This is a genomic window from Tenacibaculum sp. E3R01 (genome assembly GCF_003318185.1).
GTDB classification, from domain to species: domain Bacteria; phylum Bacteroidota; class Bacteroidia; order Flavobacteriales; family Flavobacteriaceae; genus Polaribacter; species Polaribacter halocynthiae.
The window spans coordinates 163,842-180,984 of sequence record NZ_QOCC01000019.1 but is presented as its reverse complement, the minus strand read 5'-3'; the positions used below and the strand labels follow the sequence as shown (position 1 = coordinate 180,984).

Annotated in this window: 19 protein-coding genes; 9 read left to right on the top strand and 10 right to left on the bottom strand. The window is 29.0% G+C overall.

The genetic code is table 11. The annotated features are described in order from the left end of the window. The first annotated feature begins 6 nt into the window (after positions 1-6). The 5 genes from gcvH (at position 7) to DS884_RS05985 (ending at position 3,019) form a co-directional block, all read left to right on the top strand. On the top strand, positions 7-387 hold the full coding sequence (gene gcvH / locus DS884_RS06005) for a glycine cleavage system protein GcvH (RefSeq protein WP_093869753.1): 381 nt from the start codon (positions 7-9) through the stop codon (positions 385-387). Next, on the top strand, positions 359-739 hold the full coding sequence (locus DS884_RS06000; protein WP_113786126.1) for a VanZ family protein: 381 nt from the start codon (positions 359-361) through the stop codon (positions 737-739). Before gcvH ends, DS884_RS06000 begins: the two co-directional genes overlap by 29 nt. A gap of 61 nt (positions 740-800) precedes the next feature. Further along, positions 801-1,523 carry an energy transducer TonB gene (locus tag DS884_RS05995; protein ID WP_093869755.1) on the top strand — a complete coding sequence of 241 codons (723 nt, stop codon included), beginning with the start codon at positions 801-803 and terminating at the stop codon, positions 1,521-1,523. A 110-nt stretch (positions 1,524-1,633) separates the two neighbouring features. Continuing rightward, complete coding sequence (locus DS884_RS05990) at positions 1,634-2,389, top strand: energy transducer TonB (protein ID WP_158530820.1); 756 nt, start codon at positions 1,634-1,636, stop codon at positions 2,387-2,389. A gap of 45 nt (positions 2,390-2,434) precedes the next feature. Further along, complete coding sequence (locus tag DS884_RS05985) at positions 2,435-3,019, top strand: acyltransferase (RefSeq protein WP_113786124.1); 585 nt, start codon at positions 2,435-2,437, stop codon at positions 3,017-3,019. 65 nt (positions 3,020-3,084) lie between these two features. Here the strand turns inward: DS884_RS05985 and DS884_RS05980 are convergent, their stop codons facing one another. The 6 genes from DS884_RS05980 to DS884_RS05955 are packed head-to-tail and all read right to left on the bottom strand — an operon-like array spanning position 3,085 to position 10,198. Beyond that, complete coding sequence (locus tag DS884_RS05980; RefSeq protein WP_233487118.1) at positions 3,085-4,503, bottom strand: mannosyltransferase; 1,419 nt, start codon at positions 4,501-4,503, stop codon at positions 3,085-3,087. Beyond that, a complete protein-coding gene (locus DS884_RS05975) occupies positions 4,504-5,994 on the bottom strand; it encodes a cellulose synthase family protein (protein ID WP_113786123.1) in 1,491 nt (496 codons plus the stop codon). After that, positions 5,994-6,686, bottom strand: coding sequence for a glycosyltransferase family 2 protein (locus DS884_RS05970; RefSeq protein WP_113786122.1), 693 nt, complete (start codon positions 6,684-6,686; stop codon positions 5,994-5,996). Before DS884_RS05970 ends, DS884_RS05975 begins: the two co-directional genes overlap by 1 nt. Positions 6,687-6,689: 3 nt before the next feature. Beyond that, complete coding sequence (locus DS884_RS05965; protein ID WP_233487117.1) at positions 6,690-7,238, bottom strand: toxin-antitoxin system YwqK family antitoxin; 549 nt, start codon at positions 7,236-7,238, stop codon at positions 6,690-6,692. Next, the gene (locus tag DS884_RS05960) at positions 7,228-8,850 is read right to left on the bottom strand and encodes a 4Fe-4S binding protein (RefSeq protein ID WP_113786121.1); all 1,623 of its coding nucleotides are present in this window, start codon (positions 8,848-8,850) and stop codon (positions 7,228-7,230) included. The genes DS884_RS05965 and DS884_RS05960 overlap by 11 nt, the downstream gene beginning before the upstream one ends. A gap of 4 nt (positions 8,851-8,854) precedes the next feature. Continuing rightward, a complete protein-coding gene (locus tag DS884_RS05955; RefSeq protein ID WP_113786120.1) occupies positions 8,855-10,198 on the bottom strand; it encodes an NAD(P)/FAD-dependent oxidoreductase in 1,344 nt (447 codons plus the stop codon). Between the two features lie 141 nt (positions 10,199-10,339). Here DS884_RS05955 and DS884_RS05950 point away from each other — a divergent pair, with 141 nt between their 5' ends. Genes DS884_RS05950 through DS884_RS05935 form a run of 4 tightly spaced genes read left to right on the top strand, consistent with a single transcriptional unit; the run spans position 10,340 to position 14,217 of the window. Beyond that, the gene (locus DS884_RS05950; protein ID WP_093869762.1) at positions 10,340-11,209 is read left to right on the top strand and encodes a transporter; all 870 of its coding nucleotides are present in this window, start codon (positions 10,340-10,342) and stop codon (positions 11,207-11,209) included. A 23-nt stretch (positions 11,210-11,232) separates the two neighbouring features. Beyond that, positions 11,233-12,234, top strand: a complete 1,002-nt coding sequence (locus DS884_RS05945) for a glycoside hydrolase family 113 (RefSeq protein WP_113786119.1) — start codon at positions 11,233-11,235, stop codon at positions 12,232-12,234. Beyond that, positions 12,224-12,955 (top strand): hypothetical protein, encoded by a 732-nt coding sequence (locus DS884_RS05940; protein WP_113786118.1) that lies wholly within the window; start codon positions 12,224-12,226, stop codon positions 12,953-12,955. The genes DS884_RS05945 and DS884_RS05940 overlap by 11 nt, the downstream gene beginning before the upstream one ends. Then, the gene (locus tag DS884_RS05935; protein WP_113786522.1) at positions 12,955-14,217 is read left to right on the top strand and encodes an outer membrane protein assembly factor; all 1,263 of its coding nucleotides are present in this window, start codon (positions 12,955-12,957) and stop codon (positions 14,215-14,217) included. The genes DS884_RS05940 and DS884_RS05935 overlap by 1 nt, the downstream gene beginning before the upstream one ends. Here the strand turns inward: DS884_RS05935 and DS884_RS05930 are convergent. The 4 genes from DS884_RS05930 to DS884_RS05915 form a co-directional block, all read right to left on the bottom strand. Next, a complete protein-coding gene (locus DS884_RS05930; protein WP_113786117.1) occupies positions 14,214-14,738 on the bottom strand; it encodes a rhodanese-like domain-containing protein in 525 nt (174 codons plus the stop codon). The genes DS884_RS05935 and DS884_RS05930 overlap by 4 nt on opposite strands. Before the next feature lie 26 nt (positions 14,739-14,764). Beyond that, positions 14,765-15,817 carry an arsenosugar biosynthesis radical SAM (seleno)protein ArsS gene (gene arsS / locus DS884_RS05925; RefSeq protein ID WP_093869766.1) on the bottom strand — a complete coding sequence of 351 codons (1,053 nt, stop codon included), beginning with the start codon at positions 15,815-15,817 and terminating at the stop codon, positions 14,765-14,767. Positions 15,818-15,894: 77 nt separating this feature from the next. After that, positions 15,895-16,230 carry an arsenosugar biosynthesis-associated peroxidase-like protein gene (locus tag DS884_RS05920; protein WP_093869767.1) on the bottom strand — a complete coding sequence of 112 codons (336 nt, stop codon included), beginning with the start codon at positions 16,228-16,230 and terminating at the stop codon, positions 15,895-15,897. 72 nt (positions 16,231-16,302) lie between these two features. Next, complete coding sequence (locus DS884_RS05915; protein ID WP_113786116.1) at positions 16,303-17,010, bottom strand: DUF547 domain-containing protein; 708 nt, start codon at positions 17,008-17,010, stop codon at positions 16,303-16,305. Positions 17,011-17,143 lie beyond the last annotated feature (133 nt).

The following is a 17,143-nucleotide window of genomic DNA, read 5'->3' as shown; positions in this document are numbered from 1 at the left end:
AATACAATGAACATTCCATCAGAATTAAAATACACTAAAGACCACGAATGGGTTAAAGTTGAAGGAGACGTAGTAACTATAGGAATTACGGATTTTGCACAAGGAGAGTTAGGAGACATCGTTTATGTAGATGTAGATTCTTTAGATGACACATTAGAAATAGAAGAAGTTTTTGGTTCAGTAGAAGCAGTAAAAACAGTTTCAGATTTATTTATGCCTTTATCTGGAGAGGTTACAGAATTCAATGAAGGTTTAGAAGATGAGCCTGAATTGGTGAATTCAGATCCTTATGGAAAAGGTTGGATGATTAAAATTAAAATATCAGATGAATCACAATTAGAAGGTTTATTAAGTGCTGATGCTTATCAAGAACTTATTCAAGGATAAGAAAAACAGAATCATAATAGCGATATTTATTACAATAAGTATCGCTATTCTTAGTTTAATAAAGCTAGGTAAACAACCAATCTCAATTAGCAATATTGATAAAATTGAACACTCAATTGCTTATTTCTTTCTTACTTTTTCTTGGTTGTTAGCTTTAGTTAAAACAAAATATCAAACCTATATTGTATCTATTTGTTGTTTGATTTACGGCATAATTATTGAGGTTTTACAAGCTACAATTACGGTATATAGAACTGGAGACTATTATGATGTAATAGCAAATTCAGTAGGAGTTCTTTTGGCATTTACATTATTTAGCGTCTTTTTTTATAAAAAAGATACTATTTGGTAAATTAGCTTGTATAAGTTGAAATAAATTAATTAAATTAGCGAACTATTAAAAAACAGAAAGGATGGAAATCAAAAAAAATCCAAAATCAAACTTAGAGAATTATAGTAAGTTGTTTATGCAACTAGGTTTGGTTTTAGCTTTATTTGTTACATATGTAGCAATTGAAAATAAAACATACGATAAAGAATACGGAGATTTAGGGATGGCTAATATGGCATCAGAAATTGAAGAAGAAACAATCGAAATTCAACCTGAAGCACCAAAGCCACCTCAAAATACACCACCACCACCAGCTCCTGAAAAGATTGAGATAGTAGAGGACGAAAAAGAAGTTGAGGAAACTGTAATCGAATCTACTGAAACTGATGAGTCTGAGGCTGTCGAAGTTGAAGAAATTGAAGAGGCTGAAGAAGAAGAAGAAGTTGTAGAAGATGTGCCATTTTCAATTATTGAAGATGTACCTGTATTTCCAGGATGTTCAGGAACTAAAGCTCAAAAGAAAGCATGTTTAAATAAAAAGATGCAAAGACACGTTCAACGTTATTTTGACGCTGAATTAGCTAATGAGTTAGGTTTAGCTCCAGGGAAAAAGAAAATTTATTTAGTTTTTAAAATAGGTAAAACTGGAAATATCGAACAAATTAATGCTAGAGCACCTCACCCAAGATTAAAGAAGGAGGCTATTCGTATAGCAAAAAAGTTACCTAAAATGTTACCTGGTAAACAAAGAGGAAGACCAGTAAGAGTTGGATATACATTGCCAATTACTTTTAATGTAGAATAGCATAGACACAATATACTTATAGATATAAAAAAGCAACTCATTTTCGAGTTGCTTTTTTTATTGGCATGTTTCTTGATTTTAACATAGCATTAACATTAAAACTTATAACTATGAAATTGCCAAAAAAAATGCCAAGAAAACAGTTAGAAAAATTTTCAACAATATTTATGCAATTAGGTCTAGTGTTCTCTTTGTCTATTGTATACTTTGCTTTAGAATATGAAACTAAAGAAAAAGAAAATATGCCTGTTACTTTTGGAGAAGAAATTCCTAAGAATTATTCAATTGACGAATTACCTAAAATATTTGTTAAGGAAGTAAAGAAGAGTGCTATTAAAACAGCACCAAAAAAGCAAGTAAAGCTTGACTTAACAAAAATTAAAAAGGTTGATAACGATGAGGTAATTAAAAATGTTATTGATTTACCTGTAACAGATAATGAGCCTATAATAGATGTAACAGATTTACCAGAGTCTGATGAGGATGAAATAATTAATAAAAATGATGACCCTGTAACTATGCGTAACTTACAAAATGCACCAATTTTTAGAGGCTGTGAAGGGTTAAGTGAGAAACAAGGTAGAAAGTGTTTGGAAAGAAAAATAAAACAGCATGTGCAAAGATACTTTAATTCAGAAATAGCGCAAGATTTAGGGATGAGGTCTGGTAAGTATAGAATATCAACACAATTTGTAATCAATAAAGAAGGAAATATTGTAGATTTAAAAATAAGAGCACCACATATAAAGTTAAAAAAGGAGGTTAAAAATTTAGTAAATAAAATTCCTAAGTTTACACCAGGTAAACAAAATAATGTTCCAGTAAAAGTAAGATATACACTGCCCATAACATTCATGGTAGAATAATTTTAAAAACTCAACTTTTTAAGTTGAGTTTTTTATTTTTGTAATATGGGTAAAATAAAAAGATTTTTTTCACATGAAACATCTATTATTGATGATGGATGTATTATAGGTGAAAGAACTAAAATTTGGCACTTTAGTCATATAATGCCTGACTGTATTATAGGAAACGATTGTAATATTGGCCAAAATGTAGTTGTATCTCCAAAAGTAGTTTTAGGAAATAATGTTAAAGTTCAAAACAATGTTTCTATATATACTGGAGTGTTTTGTGAAGATGATGTTTTTTTAGGACCTTCTATGGTTTTTACAAACGTAATAAATCCAAGAAGTGCAATAAAAAGACAAAATGAATTTCAAGTAACAAATGTTAAAAGAGGCGCTAGTATTGGAGCTAATGCAACAATTGTTTGTGGTAACACAATAGGAGAATATGCTTTTGTAGGAGCTGGAGCAGTAGTAACGAAAAATGTGCTACCCTATGCGTTAGTGGTAGGGAATCCATCTCAACAAATTGGTTGGGTTAGTGAATTTGGACATCGTTTAATTTTTGATAAAAATGGAATTGCTGAGTGCGTTGAGTCAGGTGACAAGTATATAAAAGATAATGGATTAGTTGATAAAATGAACTAGAAAATAGTCTTGATTATGAAATAGTTATTTTTTTGTAAAAAAAATTTTGTAAAAAATAAAAATATTTATATATTTGAGTTGTGGTTGAACAAACCACTTTCTTTTTCTTTTTCATAGCAATTTTTCCCACTCAATTTTTGAGTGGGTTTGTTTTTTATAAACACTTCATAAATCAAAAATCCGTATACAACTAAATATTCTAAGGTAATAAACCATAGATTCTCTTTCCATGGAGTATTGGCGTAAGCTTGATAACTTAAAATAACTACCAAACTCCAAATAATTGGAAAACGGTATTTTGTAAATACAGAAAGTATAATAAGAGTCGATAAGTACCATGGATGCATGGTTGTTGTTGTAAAATAATAGAAAGATAAACCAAATAACATGGAGGTTATTATTTGTTTCATTGAGTTGTTTTTCTTGTAAAAACTAATTAAGCTTAGAAAAACTATTGTTAAAGCTGGCATTATTTTACCGATAATAGCGATTTCATTATACCCTCTAAACAAATATCCTATTTCTCTAGCTAAGTAATAAATACTAGCATTAAATTCAAAATTTTTAAACCATAATCCTACAGATTTACTGTAGTTACTAATAAACGTAGAAGAAAAAAATGGAAGAAACAATAAACATATAGTTACAAAAATTACAAGATAGAATCCAATTAGTTTTTTTAAGCCTTTAAAAATTGTTTCCTCTTTTTTTATAAATAATTGATAAAATATAGGTAGAAATAGCAGAGGGATTAACTTAACAGATATTGAAACAGCAAATAAGACACCAGCTAGTACCCAATTTTTTTGATTCAACTTATATAAACCCCAAACTAAAAAGAATAACATTACAGGTTCAAAATGTAAATTACCTGTTAGTTCAATAATAACAAATGGATTTAATAGGTATAAAAAAATATTAGATGCTGGTAATTGTAGTTTTTCTAACAGTTTTTTACCATAAAATAAAATACCAATATCAGCTAGGATTATAATTAATCGCATAACAATGACTGACCCTATGATGCTATTATTAGCAATCAATGAAGCAATAAAGAAGCATAGCTGGTTAATAGGAGGGTAATTTGTATAATGGCTACCATTCATTGCTCCCATACCATTATATAATTCTACAGTCTGGTTAATGGGGTAGTTTCTTTGTTCAATAAATGTTTCAGGTAATGATAAATATGGATTATAACCTTCTAAAAGCATTCGTCCATCCCATATAAATCGATAAAAATCTTGAGATAAATTTGGATCTGAAAATAAAAAAATGAATCTAAATAAAATAGAAATATAAACTAAAAAACTAAAATCTGTAATTCTACTTCTGTATAAATAATAGGAGCAACTAAATAAACTAATCCATAAAAAAAGTAATTTATAAAAAGATGTTCTTTCTAATAAATAAGCAAATAAAAAATATAAGATTAGTGCAAAACCTGTTAAAATTATGTAATTATATTTTTTGTAATTCCACATTTATGCTTTAGAAAAAATTGATTTAAAAAACACATAACTGAAGCCAATAAATAGCATTAAGTGAAATGGAAATAAACCAAAATCACCACCCTGATCGCCAACTATAAAAGCGCTATACATACCAAAAGCAAAGTAAATAGCCAAAAGGCCTTCAATAATAACATTTGGTGAAATTTTTGCACGTATATATTTATTGTTTTTCCAATTGTCTTTAAGTGACTTAATATTGAATTTTGGTGTTCTTACAAATTCACTTTTTTTACCAAAATGACCTTCAAAAACAGCTATAGTATTATGTAAAGAAAATCCCATTGCAATAGAAAAGAATGAAAAGAATGCTCCGATATATTTTATAAAATTAAAAAATCCAGTTCCGTACGTTTTTTTGTACATATACCAGTAACATATAAAAAAAATAATAGTACTTACAACGAAAAAACTCATGACTAGAAAGTAAAGTCTTAAATGTCCATATTCGTTTTTTATATATAACATAGGAATACTTAAAACTGCAACCAAAAATATACAAGTAAACATTGAGCTATTTAATAAATGTAAAACTCCATGAACTTTAGTTTTAAAAGAAATGTTTTTACTCACAATGATCTTTTTTAACATCTTTTGAAAGTTTTCAGCTCCACCTTTATTCCATCTAAATTGTTGAGAACGAGCAGCACTGATAATAACTGGCAATTCAGCAGGAGTTTCAACATTTTCTAAATACTTAAATTTCCATTTTTTTAATTGAGCTCTATAACTCAAATCCAAATCTTCAGTTAAAGTATCTCCTTCCCAATTTCCAGCATCATAAATACATTCTTTACGCCATATACCAGCAGTACCATTAAAATTGATAAAATGCCCTTGACTATTTCTTCCAACTTGTTCTAGTGTAAAATGTGCATCTAAAGCAAATGCTTGAATTTTTGTTAAAGTAGAGTAGTTTCTATTTATGTGTCCCCAGCGAGTTTGTACAACTCCTATTTCTGGATTTTTAAAAAAAGGAACTGTGTTCTCTAGCCAACAAGGTTTTGGTAAAAAATCGGCATCAAAAATAGCAATGAATTCTCCTTTTGCAATTTTTAACCCTTCTTTTAAAGCTCCAGCCTTAAAGCCAGATCTATTTTCTCTTCTAATATGTTGAATGTCTAGTCCTGATTCTTGAAGTTTCTTAATATGTTTTTTTGTAGAAATTACTGATTCATCTGTAGAATCATCTAAAACTTGTATTTCTAATTTTTCATTAGGATATTTAATTTTTGCAATATTATCTAACAAACGTTCCATTACGTATAACTCATTATATACAGGAAGCTGTATAGTGATAAAAGGAATTTCATTAGGATTGCTTAAATCAAGTTTAGGAGAGTCATCTTGCTTTTTTCTAGCTTTTAAATAATTAAAGAGTAAGTTTAATTGTGCTAACGCATACATTAAAATAAGAATCAATGATACTGTATATAATGTAATTATTGTGTATTGTAAAACCATTATTTAAAACTGTATTTAAATATCCAACCTAAAATTTTAAAGCCAGCTAATATACTGCCTTTTACTGTTCCAGAAACCTTAGAAATACCAATACGATTACGATATTTCATAGGAACTTCAACATACGTTAATTTTTGTTTTAATGCTTTTAATTGCATTTCTACTGTCCATCCATATGTTTTGTCTTCCATATTTAAGTTTAGTAGTTTTTCATATTTTATAGCTCTAAACGGACCAAGATCAGTAAAGTTTGCACCAAAAAAAAGTTTCATTAAAAAGGTTGCTAACCAATTGCCGAATATTTGTTGTGGAGTCATAGAACCTTGTTCACGTAGTCGCTTTACTCGTGATCCTATTACAAAATCAATATTATCATTTATAATTGGTGCAATAACTTCTGTAAGTTGTTCAGGATAATCAGAGTAGTCCCCATCAAGAAAAACAACAACTCCAGGTTTTTTTGTTTGATTAGCAATGTACTCCATTCCTTTTAAACAAGCATATCCATATCCTTTTCGATTTTCTAGTAATACTGTTGCGCCAGCATTTTTAGCATTTATTTCAGTGTTGTCTGTTGAGTTATTACTCACAACAATAATTTCATCTACTACAGAAGGGATGTCTTTAATGACATTAGCTATTGAATCCTGTTCATTATATGCAGGAATAATAACTTTTATTAGTTGATTCATCTTTTATTTTAAATCCGTCAAATTATTTTCTTCTTTAAATGAAGAAAAATCCGTCCATTCATTTACTTTTTTACCATTTCTAAACCTCACAGCTTTTACTAGTTCCTTTTTTTTATAAACTAGGCAATACCCATGTTTTTTGTTGTTTTTAAGTTGGCATTTATGGTTTATAGTACCTTTTTTATCATAATATAACCACCATTTATTTTGTTTACCTCCTATAAAATGCCCTTCTTTTTCTTTTGATGAATTTTTACGGTAAAAGTACCAATACTTTACTGGAAAATTAGCTTTAAAGTGTCCTTGTTTTTTTAAAACACCATTTTTGTAATAAAACTTCCAAAAATCTACTTTTTTATTATTATTTAACCAGCCTTCTTCTTTTAAATTTCCATTATTATAGTAAACTTTAGAATATTTTTTTTGAGCATATAATATAGAAGTCAATGAAAAGAATATTATAAAAATGATAATTCTTTTTTTATATGACAGTAATGAAATACTCTTCCTTTTTTTAGAAGAATAAATAGCATGTAACCTTTTATTTCTCATTAACTAGTTTCATTAAATCAACATCATTACCTAATAAAACTTCTGTTGGGTTAATACGACCTTCTTCTGGACCATTTTCTAGTTTTAAAACACCTCTAGGACATACTGCTGAACAAATACCACAACCTACGCAACTTGCTCTAACAATATTTTCTCCTTTTTGGGCATATGATCGTACATCAATTCCTTGTTCACAATACGTAGAACAATTACCACAAGAAATACATTGACCTCCATTGGTAGTAATTCTAAAACGAGATTTAAAACGTTGTACCAGTCCCATGTATGCTGCTAAAGGGCAACCAAAACGACACCAAACTCTGTTTCCGAAAATTGGATAAAACCCAGTTCCAATTACACCAGCAAACCAAGCTCCAATTAAAAAACTATAAGTATCTTTAATCCATTGAGATTTTATGCCTAAAAATGATTGTGTACCAGTAAAATAACAGTGCAAAGTTACTATTGTCATAACTAAAGAAAATACTAAAACAGAATGAATTAACCAACGTTCAAGTTTCCAAGCATTCATATTTTTATTTGAATGTTGTCTATAAGGATCTCCTAAAGTTTCAGCTAAACCACCACAACCACAAACCCATGAACAGTACCATCTTTTTCCAAAGAAATATACCATTACAGGAACAATTACCAATGTAAGTAGTATTCCCCAAACTAAAATAAATATACCTATGGACCCGCTACTGGTTAAGCTATCTAAATTCCATTCAAAGAAAAAATCATAATCCAAAGGAAATGCATTTTTAAAATCATATCCAGGCATGTTAAGGCTAGTCATGATTTCAGGAATTAAAAAAGCAAATACAATTTGAAAAAATAAAACTGAAGTCGTTCTTATAATTTGATATTTATTATGTCTGTATTTTATATACATTCTTACAGCCATAACAAGCATAATAACACAATATAAGAAACCATATACAAACCATTGACTAGCTGGCCCACCATTAAGTGATTTACTAATCGGATCTAAAATATAAGTCCAATTAACCACATAATCTGGTAAGAAGTATAATAATAAATAGAATGATACAAGATATATAAGTACCAACCATGCTATCCAACCTTTATTAGTTGAAGAATCTAAGTAAATTCCGTTATTTTTAATTCCTTCATTTCCTAAAAGAATAAAATTAGGAAGTATAAATAAAAGTGCCCCTATAATACCTAATCCAAAAGTAAGTAGCCAAAGTAAGCCAGCATTATTTTTCATTAATCCTTTACCAGCTTTTTTTGCTAATTCATAACTTAAAGTATGTGGCTTTCCATATATTTTGAATTGATATTGTTCTCCTTTTTTTGCCCAGTTTTTTTCTGAATCATATTTTGAAATCAATTGATCATAATGATCATTAGAATTTTTATATGCATTTCTAACTCTACTAGAAAATTTAAAAATATTTAAATCTTCATTTGTAACAATAGCACTGCTAAGTTCTTTTTTTATGACTTCACTTTTATAACCTTTTTCGTTAATAAAAGAATTCAATTCCGATTCAGTTAAACTAAAAGAACCTGTAAAAATGGTTCCTGTAAAAATGGCTAGTCCTATTAAGAATAGTATTAATCCTATTTGTTTTATTGTTTTCATATTTTTAAGCTTTGCTAAAGATTCGTTTCCAGCTTTTCTTTTTTAGTTGAATGTTGGTGTTGTTTTCTTGATTGAATTTAGCTACAATTTCAGCTTCATGTAATTTGTAAAATTCAGGGTCGAAGTTAGCATCTGATAAATGTTCAAGAACGTATTCAATAGTTTGTTTTTCAGTTAAAACTCGATCAAAAAACTCATGTCTCATCCTAATTCCAAAGGTGTTAATACCAATAAATTCATTCGTTTTTTTGTTAAAATTTATATGAATACACTTCTTTCCACTTTCATGTTCCCAGTAAAAACGACTTTCATTTTTCTTAGGTTCAGCCCAAACCCAACCATAAGTTTGATATTCTATATCAATAAACTTGGCTGAATTAAACCAGTGTCCAGGTTTGTATTCTATGCGATTACCACAAATTGTTTGAGCAACAGTTTCTCCCATCATTCTTCCAGTATACCATACTGCTTCAATAGGACGTCTTTGCCCAATAGATTCATGTTGTTCGGCACAATCTCCAATAGCATATATATTTGAGATATTTGTTTCTAAAAAACGATTGACTTTTACTCCACGTCCAATTTCAATTTCAGAATCTTTTATAAAATCAACATTTGGAGAAACACCAGCAGTTAAACCAACAACATCACAAGAAATTTCTTCACCAGTTTCAGCAATAACAATAGAGGTGGCTTTGCCGTTTTGATCAGTTTTTATCTCTTTTAAATTAACACCTAAACGTAAATCTATATGATTATCAATAATTTCATTATTAATCATAGCAGATTCTTGTTTAGGTAAAACAGTATTCCAAAAACTAGTTTCACGAACAAGAAAAGTAACTGGAATGTTTCTGCTGTGAAGCATCTCTGCTAATTCAATACCAATTAACCCGCCACCTACAATAACTGCTCTTTTACATGTTGCATTATCAGGAGCATATTTTTCTAATTTCTCTAGGTCTTGTTTATGGTACATTCCCATTACTCCTTTAGCATCTTGTCCTGGCCAACCAAACTTATTAGGTTTAGAGCCCGTAGCTATAATTAAAGTATCGTAATTAACGGTTTCACCACCCTTAAGTTCAATTTCATTTTTTGATGAATGAACTTTAGAAACGAACCCTTTTTTTAAATTGATATTGTTTTTTTTCCAAAACCAAGGTTCATAAGGCTGTGTGTGTTCAAACTTCATATGTCCCATGTAAACATACATTAGGGCTGTTCTTGAAAAAAAGAAATCTGTTTCTGAAGAAATGATAGTGATCTGTTTGTCGGATAGTTTTCTAATATGTCTAGCAGCAGTGACACCAGAAATACCATTACCAATAATTACAACGTGTTCCATAAATAAGTTGATTTGCAAATTAGGTCGCACTTAAAGTTAAGAACTTAATTTGAGTATTAAATTTAGAATCAGTATAAATAAAAGGTTGATGTAAGTAGGTTTTATTTTTATCGACCTAAGCTTTAATTAAAATAATTTATAATGAGAAATAGCACTAAGTATTTATTTTTTGCTTTGGTATTAATAGGTTTTCAATCTTTTGCACAAGAAGAAGAGGAGAATACAAAAAGCAATATTCAAACGTATACACCATCAAGATTATTAGATAAAGGACAATGGGATATTAAGTTTTTTAATAACTTATATACAGAAACAAAAGGTAATTTTAATGGCGTTACAGCTGATAAACCTAGAGAAAATTACTTTACTTCTACAGTAGAAGCCTTTACTGGTATTTCTGATAATAATAGAATAAATGTTGGAGCTATAGTAGAGTTCCGATCAAATACAATTAGTGGTCGTCAAGCTTTATCTGTTTTTAGTTTAGAAGATACAAATACAGATAGAAAAGGTATCACGTCAATTGCACCAGCTATAAAGTTTCAGCCACTTGAAAGTGTAGGTAACTTCTCTATTCAGTCTGCAATACATATTCCTTTAGTAAGTGATGAGTCTGATGCAAATGGAGTGTTTTTAGATCAAACAGCATGGACATTTCAAAATAGATTTTTTTATGATTACACATTTGATAGTGGAAAATGGCAAGTGTTTACAGAGTTAAATACTGAATATAATTTTGGAGAAGAAAAAAGTTTTGCAAACAACACTTTTTTATTGGTTCCAGGAGCTTTTTTAAGTTATTTCCCATCGGATGAATCTACTGTATTAGCCTTTGTTCAACATGCTCAACGCTTCGGTGATTTTACACAAAATTATACAGCTTTAGGTTTTGGAGGAAAATATCAATTATCTAAAACACTTAATTTAGAAGCATTGTATAGTAAGTTTGTTAGAGGAGAAAATACTGGATTAGGTCAGAGTTTTAATATTGGACTTAGAGCTTTGTTTTAATGGAAAAAATGTAAATTGGAGCTATGAAAAATAAATGGCTCATTTTAATAAGTGTTGTTTTTTTATATTGGTCTTGTGATGGCCAAACAAAAAAAATAAATGGAATTAGTTTTGTTGCATCCCCAAACAAAATTAATCAAGATAATATTATACCCATAAAAAAGGTGTCAGCGAATTATGTTACGTTGATGCCTTTTGGTTTTATTAAAGATTTGAATTCTCCTAAGATTACTTTTAATTCTTCAAGACAATGGTTTGGTGAAACTGAAAAAGGAATAGAGCAATATTCAACTGAATTTAGAAAAAATGATATTAAAGTAATGTTGAAGCCTCAGTTATGGGTCTGGAGAGGAGAATATACAGGATTTATAAGAATGAATTCAGAAGAAAACTGGAAGATTTTAGAGGCATCTTACTCAGAATTTATTTTAACGTATGCAAAATTAGCTCAAAAAATAAATGCAGAAATACTATGTATTGGTACGGAGTTAGAAAAATTTGTTGAAAATCGACCAGATTATTGGAGTAAATTAATTCTTAAAATCAGAGAAGTTTACAAAGGAAAACTCACATATGCCGCTAACTGGGATGAATTTAAGAGGGTGCCATTTTGGGTTGATGTAGATTTTATAGGGATTGATGCTTATTTTCCTTTAAGTACCAAAAAATCACCAACAATTCAAGATTTTATTGATGGATGGCAATCGCATAAAAATCAAATAATTAAAGTTAGGGAAAAGGTAAATAAGCCTGTTTTATTTACAGAATTTGGATACAGAAGTGTTCATTATACAGGTAAAGAACCATGGAATTCAGATAGGGTAGAAGGTAATGTAGATTTAAAAAATCAGAGTAATGCCTTAGAAGCAATTTATCAACAGTTTTGGAAAGAGAATTGGTTTGCCGGTGGTTTTTTATGGAAGTGGTTTCATGATCATACTAAAGTAGGAGGGATCAAAAACAATAGATTTACTCCACAAAATAAACCTGCTGAATTGATAATAAAAAAGGCGTATGAACAATAAAATAATATATTTTTTTTTAGTGTTGTTACTTTTGTCGTGTTCAAAAAATGAAATTACAACAGATACTTTACAAACATATATAACTCAAAAAAGTCATTTAGCAAAGGATGAAGTTATTGCTTGTGCTGCAAGTGATAAAAACAATACGGATGTTTCTTATATTTTTTATTATCCAATATTGGGAGCAACCAATATTCAGTATTTTGAAACCGAGAGTGTAAATTCAGATAAAAATGATTTTACCTTATATAATAAGGTTTCACTTGAAAAAGAGGATGTGTTTAATGGGTATTTACAAAGATTTGTTCGTGAAAGTAAAAATGAAGTTTGGAGTATTGTAACCTATGAATCTAATAATAAGCTACATATTTCAAATCCAATAAGGCTAAAAAATAGTTCAAAGCCTACTGAATGGTCTACTAGTGTTTCAATAGATACAAGTACCCCTTTAATGCCAAAGTTTTCTTGGGGAGACGGAAAAGTAAAAGAAAATGCTATTTATTTTCAAGTAGTAACAAATTCAGATAATGATTTATTATCTGGAACCTATACTTACGATAAATGGTTTCAATATTATAAAACAGGTAATGTGGTTTTAAATGTAACTAGAGATAATCCGCCAATTTTAATAAAAAATAAAGAATACCATTTTACAATGATGGGAGTGAGTGAAGATAATTGGGTAAACTTGGTTATTCAAAAGCAATTTATAGGGAAATAATGAAAAAATTGTACGCAGTTTTAATTGTTTTATTGTTTTCATTTTCAACCTTTTCTCAAAAGAAAATAGTTGTTGATGTAAAAGTAAAAGGAATTAAAAAAACTAAAAAAGAAACAGTTTTAAAACTGTTAGATACTAAGAGAGGTAATTTATTAGATTCTTTACAAATAGAAAAAGATATTATTCGTTTAAAAAGGTTACCTGCTGTTTCTCATGCATATTTTCAAGTTTTTCATTCTCATGAAAATTACTACAATGTTTTTATACATATTGAAGAAAATTTTACAATAATTCCTGAAGTAAATTTATGGACAACAACGAATAAAAGATTAGCATATAAATTAGGATTGTATGATTATAATTTTTTAGGTAGAAATATGACTCTAGGTGCCTTTTATCAACAAAATGGGTTTGATTCTTATGGGGTAAATTTTAAAGCACCTACATTGTTTTCAAAGCATTTTGGGTTAGCTGTAAACCATCAGAATTGGAGCAGTGAAGAGCCTTTGTATTTTGATGATAAATCTGCAAACTATAAATATCAAAATATTTCTTATGAAATTTTAGCTCTGTGTCAAATAGATTTTAAGAATAACATCCAGTTTGGAATAAATTTTTTTAAAGAAAGGTATAATTACTTGAGCGGTCATACAGCAAGTAATGTACCTCAAAAACTGAATATTAATAAAAAATTACTTAAGCTAGTTTATACTTATGATGATTTGGACTATTATTATCATTACATAGATGGTTTTAAAAGCCAGTTTTATGGTCAGTATGTTACTAGTAAAAATGCATATCAAGATGATTTTTTAGTAGCATGGAATGATTTATTTTACTTTAAACGAATTGGTGAAAAAGGAAACTGGGCTAATCGTTTACGAGTAGGGCTGTCATCGAATTTAAAAAGCCCTTTCGCTCCATTTGCATTAGATAATAATGTTAATTTGAGAGGTGTAGGTATTTTAGTAGATCGAGGTACTGGAAGTATAGTTTGGAATACAGAGTATAGATATACTCTTTTTGAAAAGAAATGGTTTGTATTACAAGGAAATGCATTTACTGATTTTGGTTCTTGGAGAGAGCCAGGAGGAGACCTAAGTGATTTCTACCAAAGTGAAAATATTAGAGTTTACTCAGGTATAGGCTTGCGATTTATTAATAAAAAAATATTCAATGCAGTTTTTAGAATAGATTATGGATTCGGATTAACTAAAAACGCATCTAAAGGAATTGTTTTTGGGATAGGTCAGTATTTTTAATAAATTTTTTCACCTTTTAAAAGCCATTTACTCCATTCTTTATTAAAAGTATGTATTTTTTCAGTAGTATTTTGTTGTTTGTTTACTACTTGGTTGCCTTGGTTTTTCCACTCAAAAATGCCTCCATAAAGATTATAAATGTTTGTATAACCTATTTTTTTTAGTTTTTCAGCAATATCCTCTGATCTAATTCCCAATGAACAATAAACTATGATTTTCGTGTTTTTGTTAACGGGTAGTTTTTTTATAGTTTCTTTTATATTGAAATGATCATATCCAACACAGATAGCATTATTAATATGACTTACTTTATATTCTTTAGGCTCCCTAGAGTCAAGTAAAATAATTTGATCATTATTTTGAGTAGAGATAATAGATTGCTGTATTAATTTATTTAAATCGTTGCTTGTGATGTAAGGAATGTTTTCGGTATTAAACTTTTTTAACAATTCATTTAAGTTTTTCTGTGCATTAACAGAAAAAGCTAAAGAGAATAAAAAGATGTAAATTAAATTTTTCATTTTGAGTTGATATAAAACATAACTTTTTAAGTTACTGTGCCTTGACAGCTACTTCCAGCACCAGCTGTACATCCATAACAATGTTGATTTATAATAATATTTCTATCTTGAAGTAATTCTTCGTTATACTCTGAAATATGTTTTACTTTACTAGCTACTTTTAAATTCAACATTTGGTTAAAATCGCAGTCGTATAAATAACCTTCCCAGCTAATAGATAATGTATTGGTACACATTACATTTTCTACAGCCATTGGGTTATATGCTTCAACTAAAGCATGCATATAATCTTCATAATTTTCTGAAGCGATTAAATAATCTAAAAAACGACTTATAGGTAAATTAGTAATAGCAAATAAGCTATTAAAAGTTATAGAGAAATCATCAGATAAAGCTTTTTTAAAGTCTTTTTCCATCGAAGCTTGATCTCCAGGTAAAAAGGCCCCAGAAGGATTGTAAACAAGATCTAGTTTCAATCCTGTGTTTTCTATACCATAACCAACTGCATTTAACTCTTGTAAAGCCTTGATAGATTTATCAAAAACACCATCACCACGCTGTTTATCAGTTTTTCCACGAGTCCAATGTGGCATAGAGCTAACAACATGAACATTGTGTTTTTTGAAAAATTCAGGTAAATCGTAATACTTTTTATTGGCTCTTATAATTGTTAAGTTTGAACGAACAATAAAATCTTTAATTCCAGCCTTTGCAGCTTCTTCAACAAACCATCTAAAATTAGGATTCATTTCAGGAGCACCTCCAGTTAAATCTAATGTATGGGCGCCAGTAGTTTTAATGACTTTTAAGCATTGATGCATAGTTTCCTTTGTCATTATTTCTTTTCGATCAGGACCTGCATCAACATGACAATGAGCACACACCTGATTGCACATGTAGCCTAAATTAATTTGTAATACCTCTAACTTTTTAGGGCGAAGAGGAAATTGGTTTGTTTCTCTAATTTTTTTAGCAAAAGTTGGCAGTTCATCTTTAAAAATTCCATTTGATAAAATTTCTATTTGACGCTGTGTATTTGCTAAATCATTATTTCTTGCTAAAAGCGATTTTTTAGTCATACTTTAATATTGAGTAGGGGTGAACGTAGTTAAATATTATATAATAGCTATGTTCGAAGTAATTTTTTATAGAAATATTACATTTCTAATTTATTTACCTTATTCATCATTTGCACTCCATGCACTAAGGTAGCTCCACTTTTAATAGCAGCACCAACATGAATAGCCTCCATCATTTCTTCTTTGGTTACACCTCTTTGTAATCCATCTTTAGTATAAGCATCAATGCAATAAGGGCATTGTTCAGTATGAGCAACAGCTAAAGCAATCAAGCTTTTTTCACGTGCAGTTAAAGCTCCTTCTTCAAATACTTTTCCGTAATAATCAAAAAATTTAGTACCTAATTCTTCGTTCCACTCCGTTATTTTACCAAACTTTCTTAAGTCAGCTGGGTCGTAATATGTTTTAGACATTTGTTCAATTATTTTTTGGTTGAAAAGTAAAAATACAAATTGTTTTTGCAATTACTTTTGCTAGAGGCACTGCTATTTTCCATTTAAATTCCAATCATATTGTAAATGACTAATCTTGGCTTTGTTACTAATTTTAGTTTTTGAGTATTTGTTTAAAAAATCAATTAAGCTCCCATTTTTGGTAAAATCTCCTTCAAACCATTCAAAGATTTTAGATAAATGAATTTTCTTTTCAGATATTTTATTTCGCTTAGGGTCATTAATGAATTTTTTCATTAAATCTGTTGTTTTACTTTCGTAATTATCTTCAGTAAAGGCAAAGTTACCCAATTGAGGGCATGAGCCAGAAGCGCAATTCACTCCAACATGAATTTTTGGATCGTTAAATTGTTTACGTAATATTTTATGTTCAATATGATTTAAAGTATATGTTTTATTACCAACTTTAGCAAATTTTATATTCCAAGCATCTTTACCTTTCTTTTTAATTTTTAAAATACTTTTTAAAGGATAATTGTCTAAAATCAATTTAATAGTATAGGCATTATAAGCGTTTACCCAAAAAGCTTTGGTTTTATTAGCAGACCAATTTTTTTTAGGAGAAGTTTTAGCTAAATAATCTAGATAGGTTTGTAGTTTAGCTTCATCTTTTTTGAATGCTTTGTAATTCACATTTCCTTTACTATCAACATGTGTTTTTAATAATGAATTAAAAACAGCTGTTTGACTAAATGAATTTATAAAAAAAGAAAGACTAAGGATTAAAAATATTTTTCGCATTTTACATATTGTTTTAAACTGGTGATTTAGACGGGTAATTAATTAATACATTACAAAAAATATTCCAGAATCATAAAACAAAAAAACCTTAACAAATAAATGTTAAGGTTTTGTACTGAAGGCGGGACTTGAA